This is a genomic window from Agrobacterium sp. (assembly GCF_059499945.1).
The window spans coordinates 16110-28422 of the sequence record NZ_JCABZP010000005.1; the positions used below are offsets into that span (position 1 = coordinate 16110).

General features: G+C 58.3%; 12 protein-coding genes and 1 pseudogene. 11 read left to right on the top strand and 2 right to left on the bottom strand.

The genetic code is table 11. The features are described 5' to 3' along the window. The first annotated feature begins 106 nt into the window (after positions 1 to 106). From AC5I5B_RS05365 to AC5I5B_RS05400, 8 genes and pseudogenes are all read left to right on the top strand, one after another. Complete coding sequence (locus AC5I5B_RS05365) at positions 107 to 880, top strand: SDR family oxidoreductase (RefSeq protein WP_495752390.1); 774 nt, start codon at positions 107 to 109, stop codon at positions 878 to 880. 93 nt (positions 881 to 973) lie between these two features. Next, positions 974 to 2350, top strand: a complete 1377-nt coding sequence (locus tag AC5I5B_RS05370) for an aldehyde dehydrogenase family protein (RefSeq protein WP_495752391.1) — start codon at positions 974 to 976, stop codon at positions 2348 to 2350. Next, positions 2347 to 4530 carry a mechanosensitive ion channel family protein gene (locus AC5I5B_RS05375; RefSeq protein ID WP_495752392.1) on the top strand — a complete coding sequence of 728 codons (2184 nt, stop codon included), beginning with the start codon at positions 2347 to 2349 and terminating at the stop codon, positions 4528 to 4530. Before AC5I5B_RS05370 ends, AC5I5B_RS05375 begins: the two co-directional genes overlap by 4 nt. Before the next feature lie 22 nt (positions 4531 to 4552). Continuing rightward, positions 4553 to 4819 carry a hypothetical protein gene (locus AC5I5B_RS05380; RefSeq protein WP_495752393.1) on the top strand — a complete coding sequence of 89 codons (267 nt, stop codon included), beginning with the start codon at positions 4553 to 4555 and terminating at the stop codon, positions 4817 to 4819. Between the two features lie 13 nt (positions 4820 to 4832). Next, positions 4833 to 6032, top strand: a complete 1200-nt coding sequence (locus tag AC5I5B_RS05385) for a low temperature requirement protein A (protein ID WP_495752394.1) — start codon at positions 4833 to 4835, stop codon at positions 6030 to 6032. An 11-nt stretch (positions 6033 to 6043) separates the two neighbouring features. After that, positions 6044 to 6617: pseudogene (locus tag AC5I5B_RS05390) on the top strand (DUF924 family protein). A 69-nt stretch (positions 6618 to 6686) separates the two neighbouring features. Further along, positions 6687 to 7445: a type 1 glutamine amidotransferase domain-containing protein gene (locus AC5I5B_RS05395; RefSeq protein ID WP_495752395.1), complete on the top strand. Its 759-nt coding sequence runs from the start codon at positions 6687 to 6689 to the stop codon at positions 7443 to 7445. A 101-nt stretch (positions 7446 to 7546) separates the two neighbouring features. Then, positions 7547 to 7897, top strand: a complete 351-nt coding sequence (locus AC5I5B_RS05400; protein WP_495752396.1) for a hypothetical protein — start codon at positions 7547 to 7549, stop codon at positions 7895 to 7897. Positions 7898 to 8140: 243 nt separating this feature from the next. Here AC5I5B_RS05400 and AC5I5B_RS05405 read toward each other — a convergent pair whose 3' ends face one another. Continuing rightward, the gene (locus AC5I5B_RS05405) at positions 8141 to 8446 is read right to left on the bottom strand and encodes a Y4lK-related protein (protein WP_495752397.1); all 306 of its coding nucleotides are present in this window, start codon (positions 8444 to 8446) and stop codon (positions 8141 to 8143) included. On the opposite strand from AC5I5B_RS05405, the gene AC5I5B_RS05410 reads away from it, so the two are divergent. Together AC5I5B_RS05410 and AC5I5B_RS05415 are read left to right on the top strand one after the other, a co-directional pair. Then, positions 8366 to 8629: a hypothetical protein gene (locus AC5I5B_RS05410; protein ID WP_495752495.1), complete on the top strand. Its 264-nt coding sequence runs from the start codon at positions 8366 to 8368 to the stop codon at positions 8627 to 8629. The genes AC5I5B_RS05405 and AC5I5B_RS05410 overlap by 81 nt on opposite strands. A 358-nt stretch (positions 8630 to 8987) precedes the next feature. Continuing rightward, a complete protein-coding gene (locus AC5I5B_RS05415; RefSeq protein WP_495752398.1) occupies positions 8988 to 9260 on the top strand; it encodes a hypothetical protein in 273 nt (90 codons plus the stop codon). A 133-nt stretch (positions 9261 to 9393) separates the two neighbouring features. Here AC5I5B_RS05415 and AC5I5B_RS05420 read toward each other — a convergent pair whose 3' ends face one another. Further along, complete coding sequence (locus AC5I5B_RS05420) at positions 9394 to 11103, bottom strand: hypothetical protein (RefSeq protein ID WP_495752399.1); 1710 nt, start codon at positions 11101 to 11103, stop codon at positions 9394 to 9396. Positions 11104 to 11431: 328 nt separating this feature from the next. Here AC5I5B_RS05420 and AC5I5B_RS05425 point away from each other — a divergent pair, with 328 nt between their 5' ends. Next, positions 11432 to 12211 (top strand): EAL domain-containing protein, encoded by a 780-nt coding sequence (locus AC5I5B_RS05425; protein ID WP_495752400.1) that lies wholly within the window; start codon positions 11432 to 11434, stop codon positions 12209 to 12211. Positions 12212 to 12313 lie beyond the last annotated feature (102 nt).

Consider the following 12313-nt stretch of genomic DNA (forward strand, 5'->3'; position numbering starts at 1 on the left):
CAGGTGATGTCAGAACCGGCAGCTTTATGACGTTACCATAGCCTATATGGTGCGTTTCAGGAAGCGGTCGTCCGACCGACCGCAAGGCAACCAGGAGCCGACATCAATGACCGATCACAGCATAAACGGAAAAACCGTTCTCATCGCCGGTGGCGCGAAGAACCTCGGCGGATTGCTCGCACGCGACCTCGCCGCGCAGGGCGCAAAAGCGGTCGCCGTTCACTACAATACCAGCGCCACGAAGCCGGCGGCTGACGAGACGGTGGCGGCGATCAAGGCGACGGGCTCGCAGGCCTTCGCGTTTCAGGCCGACCTCACCACAGCGGGCGCCACCGAGAAATTATTCACCGACGCCAAGGCGGCGATGGGTGGAATCGATATCGCCATCAATACGGTCGGCAAGGTGTTGAAAAAGCCGATGGTCGAGATCTCGGAAGCCGAATATGACGAGATGACCGCCGTCAATTCGAAGTCCGCTTTCTTCTTCCTGAAAGAGGCCGGCAAACACGTCAGTGACAACGGCAAGGTCTGCACCCTGGTCACCTCGCTGCTTGGCGCTTATACGCCCTTCTATGCCGCCTATGCCGGTACCAAGGCTCCGGTGGAGCATTTCACGCGGGCGGCCTCAAAGGAATTCGGCGAGCGCGGCGTCTCTGTGACGGCGATCGGTCCCGGCCCGATGGACACGCCGTTCTTCTATCCGGCCGAGGGTGCTGATGCGGTTGCTTATCACAAGACAGCGGCGGCATTGTCGAATTTTTCCAAGACCGGCCTTACCGACATCGAAGACATCGTCCCTTTCATCCGCTTCCTCGTCTCGGATGGCTGGTGGATGACCGGCCAGACCATTCTCGTGAACGGCGGCTACACGACGAAGTAATTTGTGGCGCGGTTGGGCAAACACCCGGCCGCTCCCGTTTCCGCCCCAGCCCATTTGGAGCCCACGTCGAGTCGCAGCTCCGGGAGTCCCGTCATGACCAACCGTTTTCAGCCTCTCTTCGACGTGCAGCGAGAGCATTTCCTGAGTGACGCGACCAAAAGCTACGAATGGCGGATCGATCAGCTCGACCGCATGGAGCGTCTATTGCTCGATAACAGGGATGCGCTCTGCGCCGCGCTCTATCAGGATTTCGGCAAGCCGCCCTTCGAGCAGCTCTTTGAGATCACCGTGCCTTGTGGCGTGATCAAATATTATCGCGAGAACCTGCAATCTCTGATGATGCCGCAGCCCACACCCATTCCGTCCGGGCTGGAAGCGACCGGCAACAGGGGGGTCATCTATAAGGAACCGTATGGCGTGACGCTGGTGATCGGCCCGTTCAACGCGCCGATCCTGCTACTGCTCGATCCGGCGATCGCGGCGCTCGCCGCCGGCAACCCGGTAATCCTCAAACCCGCGAACACGACGCCGGCGACGGCAGCGCTGTTGAGCCAGTTGGTGCCGCGCTATTTCGCACGAGAGAACGTGACGGTCGTGACCGGCGGGCGCGAGGAGATTGGCGAACTCCTGGCATTGCCCTTCGACTTCATCTTCTTCACCGGCTCGTCCACCGTCGGCAAGGTGGTGATGCGCGCGGCGGCCGAGAACCTGACGCCCGTCATTCTCGAACTTGGCGGCCAGAACCCGACCATCGTCGACGCCACCGCCAATCTCGACATCGCCGCTGACCGCATCGCCTGGGGCCACAACGCCATTTCCGGGCAATGGTGCATCGCACCGGGCTATGTCTGTGTTCATGAGAGCATCGCTGACGTTTTCATCGCCAAGCTCAAGGCATCGATCGTCAGGATGTACGGCGAGGATCCAAGCAAAAGCCCGGATTTTGCGCGGATGATCAGCGAACACGACGCGGAGCGGGTCGCCTCCTACATCCTGCCCGAAAAGGTCGTCCATGGCGGGCGCTACGACGTCAAGGCGCGTTATGTCGAGCCGACGCTGCTCTACCCCTCGACCTGGAACGATCCGGCGCTTCAGCAGGAGGTGTTCGGCCCTGTGTTGCCGGTGATGGCCTATTCCGACCTCAGGGAGATCGTGAACATAATCAAGCGCAAGTCGAAGCCCCTGGCTGCCTATATCTTCAGCAAGGACCAGGCGGCGATCGACTTCGTGCTCGGATCGCTTTCGTTCGGTGGCGGCTGCATCAACCAGACCAATCTTCATTGCTGGATCGACAGCCTGCCGTTCGGCGGCGTCGGCAACAGCGGCATGGGCAAATATTACGGCAAGGCCGGGTTCGACGCGCTCAGCAACACCAAGGCGATGTTGGTCGGCAATCCCGATCTCGATCTCGATGTCTTCCCGCCCTATGCCGGCAAGGACATCGCGAAGAATCTGAGTGTGTTTTCATGAGGGCCGTATCTCTCGCGATTGTCACAGCTATCTTTACCCTGCTGGCGTGGCCGCTGGTTGCCGCGCAGGAGGCACCCGTACGGATTGTCGTTCATCCTGGACAAAGCGATGCCGATATCGGCCGTATCATCGGCGCGGCCACACAATCGGGCCGAGAAGTGCTGGTGGAGTGGCGCGACAGTGAAGAAGCAGCCCAACCCGCCTCCGACGTTGCTACTCCCATGACGGAGGCTGCAGAACCGGGACTGGGTGGCCTCTGGGATGCATTTATGCGTGGAGCCCGGCTTGCTCTCGAAGGCCTGTCGGGCATCGCCGGTCTCGGTGCCAATATCATTGCGATGCTGGCCAACGAGGGAAGGAGCCCGCTTTCCGTCATCGCGCTTTCCGGCATGGCAATCGCCATTGGTCTCATGGCAGCTGCCCTGTTCCGTCGCATGGGGAAGGGCCGCCCGGCCGCACGCCATGAGGATACTGATATCTTCTCGAAAGCTCGTGCGGCATTTCGGCGTCTTGTCGTTGACCTGCTTTCCACCGGCCTCCTGGCTGTGTGCGGTTATGTCCTTCCGACCCTTATGCTGGAGGCCGGCACGTTGTCCCTCCAATTGACAAGGGCAGTGATCACCATTGCGGTGGTCATGGCCCTTTACGCATCCTTCGGTCGTTTCCTTCTCGCATCACTTCCCAATAGCCGGCCGCTTATCGACATCGCGCACGCCCGTTGGCATCTCGCCATGCTGGTCGCTTATGGCACCATAGGCTCCGTTACCGGCGAAACCGTCAGGTTCGGGAGTGCCCGCGGTCTGGACAAGGGCGCAATCGAAGGATGGTTCCTTATTTGCACGACTGTACTGACGATATTGAAGTTATGGTGGTTCATTGGAGGGGCGAAGGACATCAGGGACGTGTTCACCGGTTCTTCGCCGGGTATCGTTCGCAGACTGGTTGGATATGTCCTGCCGGAATTTTACGCATTGTCGGCCCTTCTCATCTGGTTTGCCGGTTTTCTGGTGGCCGGAAGGCCTGAGAGCGCGGCATGGAGCTTTGCCGCCGGAACGACGCAGATCGTTCTCGTCGTCGTTCCGGCGGCGGCCTTCGGAATGTGGGCGATGATGGGTCAGCTTGCCGGCAGTCGGCAGGCAGCAGGTGCTGCGGATATGGTCACCGCGCTGTTGTGGGGTGCGCGCATGGCAACATCGGGTGCTGTCTGGCTTGTCGGGCTGCACCTCATCGTGTCCCTGTGGCAGCCGCTTATGTCCGGCCAGCTCGCGATTGTGACATGGCCACTCCTGTGGCTGGAGCGCATCAGCCTTGCCATCGTCGTAAGCTGGACATTCTGCACGCTGGTCTGGCGCTATTTCGAGGCGGTGGCACCCGCCCCCGTGATCGCCTTGCCGGGGCAGGAGGATGGTGAAGTGGAGAACAAGCAGGCCAGCCGCCTCTCCACGGTCATGCCTGTCGTGCGCAATCTGACGCTGGGCGCTGTGCTTGCGATTGCCGGGCTGGTGGTGTTGTCGTCGATCGGCGTCGATGTCGCGCCGCTGCTTGCAGGTTTCGGCGTGCTTGGCCTTGCGCTATCCTTCGGGTCGCAGACGCTGGTCAAGGATATCGTTTCGGGCATTTTCTTCATTGCCGACGATGCATTCCGCGTCGGAGAATATATCGACAGCGGTAAACTCAAGGGAACGGTCGAGCGGATCAATCTGCGGTCCATCCGGCTGCGCCATCACAACGGCCCGGTTCATACGATCCCGTTCGGCCAGATCAGTTCAGTGACCAATTACAGCCGCGACTGGGGAACCACCAAGTTTGAATTGCGCTTCGACCGCGATGCCGATGCCGAGATCATTCGAAAGACAGCCAAGAAGATCGGGCTTGCCATGCTTGATGACCCCGAATTCGCCGATGAATTTCTTGTTCCCCTCAAGATGCAGGGCATTCAGGATATCACTGAGACCTCGATGGTCGTCCGGTTCAAGTTCACCTCGAAACCGGGCAATCCCAGCCTCTTGAAACGCGAAGGCATGAAGAAGTTGCTTGTGGCTCTCAAGGCAGCGGGCGTGCAGCTTGCCTCCAACGCGGTAACGGTTCGCGAAGGGATGGGATTGCCTGCGGTCGCAGCCGCTGAAACGATGCTGAAAGCAACGAAGGAAGCCGGCCTGGAGCCGGGATTGACGCAGTAAAAAAGAACGGAGCGGGACACGAATGCATATGGTTCTCATGATTCTGGCAGGGGCTTTGCTTCTCTGTGTGTTTTCCCTTCTCGGGAAGTTGTGGAGCGGCGATTTCACGGGCGTTGCATTGGCTGCGAGGGTCTTCATTCCGGTCTGGCTCGTCATAGCGACCGTCAATCTCTGGATCGGCGTGGCGAAAGCCGGTTATTCCGTGCGCGAGGAACTACCAATCCTCTTCGTCGTCTTCGCGGTTCCCGCGGCACTCGCCGGCGTGGTAATCTGGCGACTTGCACGGTAAGGACCTGAGAAACATGACCGAACAGCCCATTCAGCATCATCCCCTCCTGCGTCGCCGTGACGGCCACCACGCCCGCGTCACCTTCGAGGAACTGTTCTTCGATCTCGTTTATGTCTTTGCCGTTACACAGTTGAGCCACGAGTTGCTGCACAATCTGACCTTGACCGGCGTCGTTGAGACCCTGATCCTGTGGTTTGCAGTCTGGCTTGGCTGGCAATATACCTGCTGGGTCACCAACTGGTTCGACCCCGAGGCCCCCCGCATTCGCGGGCTGATCTTTGCCGTCATGCTGGCTGGCCTGATCATGGCCTCGGCAATCCCGGGTGCTTTCGGCGAACGGGCGCTCATCTTTGCGATTGCCTATGTCGCAATCCAGGTCGGGCGCACGGCCTATATCGTCTGGGAGCTGGGGCCAGATCATCCGCTTTCGGCCAATTACCGGCGTATGCTCGGCTGGGTCTCGATCTCTGCCGTCTTCTGGATCGCCGGCGCGTTCGCATCGCATGAAACACGCATGGGCCTGTGGGCAATCGCGGTCGCCTGCGAATATGTCTCGCCGATGTTCGGCTTTCCTGTTCCCGGCCTCGGCCGGTCCAGGACGAGCGACTGGACGATCGAAGGCGGGCATCTCGCCGAGCGCTGCCAGCTCTTCTGCATCGTCGCACTCGGCGAGACGCTTCTGGCGACCGGTGCAACCTTGGCCGGGGCTGAGACATGGGACTTGGCCATACTTTCGGCACTGCTGGCGACGTTTCTGGGGACGCTTGCCATGTGGTGGCTGTATTTCGGGACGTCGAGCAAGGACGCGACCGATGCCATTACCCATTCCGACGATCCCGGCCGAATCGGCGCCTATTTTCACTACGTCCATGCCATTCTGGTGGGCGGGATCATCGCGACAGCAGTCGGAAACGATCTGGTGCTCGCGCATCCCCATGACGGGCTGAAAACGGCCTATGCACTGATACTTTCGGGTGGACCGGTGCTCTATCTTCTCGGCAGCGCCATCTACAAGAAGGTGGTTTATGGCGTCCTGCCGGTTTCGCACATTATAGGAGTCGTCGTGCTTCTCGCCCTTATTGCGGTTGCGCAGAACACCGATCTGCTAACCATGGGCTGGCTGACGACGATCGTCATGCTGGCAGCCGGCTTCTGGGAAGGCCGGCTGGTCCGCAGGCGGCGGGAAACAGGCAAGCCGGAGGCTACGAATTGAGGGGCGGAGCGATGCGGATATTCGGCAACTGGCGGCCTAACGCCGGTAGGCACACCGCGCCCGACGATGTCGTGGCGTTCTGGAGGGCATCTTCCCACCGATGGTTCGAAAAGGACGCCGCCTTCGATGCGGCGCTCCGTGACCGCTTTCTCGATCTCCACATGGCCATCGCTGCGCGTCGATACAACGACTGGATGGAAACGCTCGCATGGCGCGCTCGCGCTGCTGATCCTGACCGATCAGTTCCCGCGCAATGCCTTTCGCGGCACGGCGCATATGTTCGCCACCGACCTGCTCGCCCGTCACTATGCCCGGCAAGCGCTGGATGCAGGGCACCGGGCGCGCGTCGAACCGGACCTGCGGCTGTTCTTCTGTCTGCCCCTCGCCCATTCAGAGGATATGGCCGATCAGGAGCTGTCTGTGAGGCTCAACGCCGAACTGGGCCAGCCCTGGCTGGACCATGTTGAAGGCCACCGCGACATCATCCGCCGCTTTGGTCGTTTCCCGCACCGCAATCCCATACTCGGCCGGGCCACTTTCCCGGAAGAGGAGGCCTATCTCAGGGGAGGCGGCTTCCAGGACTAGGAAAGACATCAGTGACGGCGGGAGCCGAATGTTCGCTCCGCCGACGCAGCAACAAGGAGCAATAAAAAAATGGCAGCATCGGATATCAAGGTCGAAACCCGGATCGGCGTAAAGCGCAAGCCGCGCCGCATTCTTTCGATCGTCTCCAATACGACCGAGCTCAAGGGCTTTCCGGTCGGTTTTTTCGCCGAGGAAATGACGCGGGCCTTCCTGATGTTCACCGAAGCCGGGCACCGGGTGGATCTTGTCTCCCCAAAGGGCGGCGAGGTGATGTTCGACACCCATAGCGATCCGCGCACACCCGGCGGCGCCTATGCCGACGATTTGATCAGTCTCGGCTTCGTCCAACACGCGAAATTCGGGGCGCTCCTGAAGGACACCCTTCCGATCAGCACCGTCTCGGTCAACGACTATGACGCGGTCTGGGTCGCCGGCGGCGGCGGCCCTCTTTTGACGTTCAAGGACGATACCGCGCTTCATGCCCTGATCGCGGCCTTCTACGAGCAGGGCAAGATCGTCACGCTGATCTGCCACGGGTCCTCGCTGCTTTTGTGGACCCGCCTGTCCAACGGAAAGCTGTTGGCCGAGGGCAAGAAATGGACGGGCTTCACTGATGAAGAGGAGGAAGAGGTCAATGTTGCCTTCGGCATGACGCTGAACGACTACACCATCCAGAGCGAGGCTGCCGGGATCGAGGGTACGAGCTTCCTGTGCCGTAGCGCCAATGAGCCGTTCGCCATTCGCGACGGGCGCCTGATTACCGGGCAGCAGCAATACAGCAGCGGGCTGACGGCGGAACTCGTGCTCGAAGCCCTCGACGAATATTGATCACGTCGGCACCTGATCTGACTTGGATCTATACCTCGCGCCTCAACGGCGCATTCACATCAGGTGGATTTCAACCAACGGATCTTACACAGGAGTAAAGAATGCAACGCTCTTTCATCACTGCGGGACTGCTCGGCCTGGCTTTTGTCTCCAGCGCCGCTTTCGCTGAGGACGCCAAGGTTCCACATGCAGCGCAAGGGGTGTGGGCTGAAGGCGGCAAGTGCCACGGTTCGACCGTGACCTTCACTGCCAACACGCTCCAGTACAAGGGTGAAAAACCCGAGGCGGTGTATTTCACGCCGAAGGAAAGCCCACGTGGGTACGGAGCTATCCACTATGTGCAGGAGGGAAACGTCGACAATTTCGAGTATGCCTCCGACAAGGATCAGATGATCTACAACCCCGAGGGGTTTGGCATGGGCAAGCCGGTGCTATACACGCGCTGCCGCTGAACGACATCCGCGAGGTCAAGTTGAAAAAGGCCTAGGCCTGATCGGCCGGTGGCCTTCTGCGGGTGGCGTCGCGCCGCCCGTTAGGCCGTGACCATATCAGCGAGTAGAGGTGTCGACTTCCTCGTCGTCCGACGATGTTGGCGTAGATCGGGACGTTGAAGCTCGGATCACGGCCTTCTCAGCTTAGATCGTGAAGGTCAGCGGTGATTTCCGATCCGATCGAAAATTCGGAGAAATTGACCGTCAGGCCGCTGCGCTCTGGATGTCTCCTATCACGTGCCCGTCATGACCTATCGCACAAATGTCGCATCCGGCCTTGATGACATCATCGACGAATGCCGGAATCTCTTCTAGTTGCATCAGAAATTGTTTGCTTGCGACATATCGGGTTAGAGCACCCGTGCCGAGTTTTGCGAAATTGCAGATCCTGAAAGTCACAAGAGCCTGAAAAGCCATTATTATACGTATGTGGTCGGCACGAAGCCCGCAGAACTCTATTTTGAAGCGGATGACTACTATTTCTCGACCAAAGACACGGTGGCAGGCCATGCAACGGACGTCGTAATGGGTGTCGGTTTATTGAACAAGAACTACGTTTATTCGTTCTTCGTTACTGAAGATAAGAAGCTTGACGGAAAGATCCGTGACGCCGAAATCCGTGTTTACGAGTCGATCGATGCGTTCAGCAGCGACACAAAGGATAATGAACCGCTTAGTGTTGATTTTCACTGAGAACTGACCCGGTTCAAATATGGGTCAATTCTCGATGGAAATATCCTGTGCTACCGGGTCAGTTCTCAGTGGCAATCAACAGCCAGATGCTTGGCACCCGATCTCGTCGTTCGGATGGAAGCACTACTCGGCATGAGGCCTCGACACCGGCAAAGCGATATATCCCGGCTGTGCCCCGGAAAGGCCGGGGCTTCGTCTATGTGAATACTGATAGATCGGATGGTGGCCGTGCGACATATCTGTATATCCGGCCAAGTGCTTCAGGCGGTCCTGACGCACCACCCCCGACAGATGGCACAGGAAAGCGGCCGCCTCGTGACACAGAACTTCGAACAGACGTGAACTCGGTCGCAGGCATGTGAGACTTGGCGCCTTTCTGCTCGAAAGGGGGATCGCGCTCACCGATGCGACGATCGCCATGTTCGAGACATTGATCGGCAAGAGCTTCAGTCAGGCGGAATCATTGCGTGACCAAAAGATGCTAGAAACCGCCATGATTGCATCCTCTGGCTTCGATTTCTTCGCGAGCTTCGGCTATGCCATCGCCGCCAGAGGGAAACCGGGCTTTCCCCAAATGAAGCAGTTTCGGCCGTCACCAGCTGGGATGAACTCATCCAGACTGCCGCGGTAAAAGCAGCTAAACGAACGTGCGCTGCCGCCGATCTGATCACCCACCTCTGGGAGGATAAGCTAGCCATCGGCGAAAACGGATCCCGGGCCATCCCGCTCACTCTCTGATCCATCCACCCGTATATCCGTTCTCTTTAATATTCAGGATGCCTAAAGCTCGAAATCCGCTGGGCCTTGTTAAAGTCGGACAGCAGTTTGGTGATGAACTCGTTACGAAAGTGCCGGTTCCGGAGATCCGTTTCCAAGATATGCGAAAAACCCGGGTGTGTCCGCTCAAGTGATTGAAGCGCCATTTTTGCCAGTGATGCATCGTCGCGCTGACCGGCGATGGCCGCCAGAAGGCACCAGTAGAATGCGCTGTCGGCAACCTGCTGATCCTGCAGCATCTTCAATGCGTCATCAAAAGCACCGCGCTGGTAGAAACTGGCCGCGAGAAACGTGTAGTCGGACGGTTGCGGAACTGCCATCAGTGCGATTGTTGTTTTGGTGATCGCTTCTGCCTGCTCATAGTCTCCGACAGCAAAGAGCCGGCTGGCAATCAAGACCCTTTCCCGTGCATTTTCAGGAAGCACCGCGAGTGCTTTTGCGGCCGACGCCTGAAAGCCCTTCTCGTCCTCGGCCTGAAATTCAACCATTGTTCTGGCCCGAAGCGTAAGCCAGGACGCAGGCGCAAGTCTTTGAGCATTCTGGTATCCACGCCACGCTTCTTCGAGCTTAAGCTGACTGCCCTTGCGATCACCACGGTCAGCGGCCGCAACGCTGTCCTCAATCGCGACAAGGGCCAGCAAGGCCCATGCACCGGCATAATCAGGTTGCGTTCCAACGGTGTCGGCCAAACAATCCGACATCCATTGCCGATCAGCATCGGACATCGTCGTCAGCTTGTTGAGACTGTGAGTTACGCAGACATAACCGGTCACCGGCTCGACTGGGAGGCTGCGCTGTTCGGCAGAGCGAATTGCGGCATTCTCGCCGACGAGTTCTTGCACCATGGTGTCAACGAACCGTTCTTCGCTCTTCCCCACAATTCTTGATGACCAGAGTACGACGCCGGTCCTGGCATTGACCAACTGCCAATGTACGGCGAGCCCCTGTGCCTCCGCACCAACTTCACTCGTAACGACGTAAACGCTGTGCAGGTTTGAAACACCGGCAGCATAACGGTGTGCCTCGGCAAAATCTTTTGTTCGCACAACGCCGTTTACGTCATAATATGCCATGGCGCTTGACAGACGCACAGGAAGGCCGCGCGCGAAGATGACGGCAGGCCCATCGTCGGTCAGCGCCGTCGTCTCCAGAATAAGGATGATGGGCGGCTCGCGAACGGCGGCGGTATGTCCGGCGAAAAATAACCATCCCGCCAGCAGGATCAAGGCGACGAACAAAACTCCGGCAGTCCGGCGATAAGCGACGCGGACCACGTTTGACGGTACGCCGGGCTTTTTGTTTCCACTTGGGCCGGCAACGCCAACGGCAGGCTCGTCGTCATCAGGTGAGGCTTTGTCGCGCTCAGAAACGTTGTCCGTGAAGGTGGGGACGTACCGTCCTTTTGGCAATGATATGATTGTCGGATCATTGCGCCCTTCGCTCCGGTAGTATTTTTCCAGGGCCGCCCGCAACCTGTTTGCCGTTGTCCGTACGATGCCATCATGCGCGGTATCAAAATCACTGCTGCGGTTGAGCACTTCTATGCCAATCGAATAAGATTTTATTTTATCTTCGCGCCCTTCGATCGTTTCTGTGACGACGTAACTCAGGAACTTTCTCAGTCTTTCCGAATTTTCAAATGTTTTCGATTCTAGAATACGAGCAAGTTGTGCCCGCGTCTGTTTATGACGTTCCATGACATCCTCGTTATACAGGATCACAAAGTATAAATTTCGCGGGGTAATCACCGGAATATTTATGTTTTCGCTGTCGAAGATTTGCTTGCCGTCAAACGGTCGCGCAACACCTAAATCTCTCGCCGTATCTGTTTGTATCGTCGCGTATCCCGTTCTCCGAACCGTTTGTAACCTACTGCGGCTGCCCCTTTCCTGATCAATTTAATCCTCAAATTACCCAGTCGTGTTTTTGTAAGCGCATGCGCCATCATCAGGACTGTCTAGACTGTTTTGACTTCTGGCCGACGGCTTTGCCGCGGCCAATTCGGCGAGGATATCGGGGGCGCGAATGTTTGAGCAGTTTGGCATGCACGATGAGACGTGCATCGAAATAGTTGCGAGCGCCATTGCCGACCAGCGCATCGGCTGTGTCGTTCAGACGGTCTGGTCCCTGAACGTCCCTGAAGACGTCTTATACGGTGAATGCCTCGCGCGGATGATTGATCTCGACGGAGAAGTGGTCGCGGCAGGCGCGTTCGTTTCGCGCCTTGAGGCGCGTGGCGCCGCGCCCATGCTTGACCGCCATATGCTCAAGCTGGTCCTGGATCGTCTTGAGGCGGACCCGATGGCGGTGCTCGGCTGCAACATATCTGCAGACAACTTTGCAGATGCGACTGCGTGGGGCGGTGTGCTGCAGCAGATCCAATGTCGCGCGTACCTCGCGCCGCGGCTGATACTGGAGGTTACCGAGTCGAGCGCCATCGCGGACCTATCCTTCAGCGCTCGAAAAATTGCCGACGTCCAGAATCTGGGTTGTCGTGTTGCGCTCGATGATTTTGGTGTGGGGTTTGCTTCGCCACGGCTTGTCCAACTGATCGATTTCGACATCGTGAAAATCGACAAGGCGTTCATCCACGATATTCGCCCTTCGTCGGAAGGCTCCAGCAGCTTACGTCATATCGTGGCATTTGCATCGTGTTTTGCCCCCGCCGTGGTTGTGGAAGGCGTTGAGTCCGCGGTGCACGTTGATACCGCGCGAGCAGCTGGCGCTACGCACATTCAAGGTCATTTCTTTGCTACGCCGCTTGCACGTATTGTTGCCGCGCCTCGCAACGCAGAGGTTTCATGAGCCTTCGCGAAAAATCTCCACCGGCATCCCAGATTGGTCCAGGTTGCGCAAAGGTTACCGACAGCGAGGAGCCGGCGTCGTCGACTCTGGTGCTTGCCAATT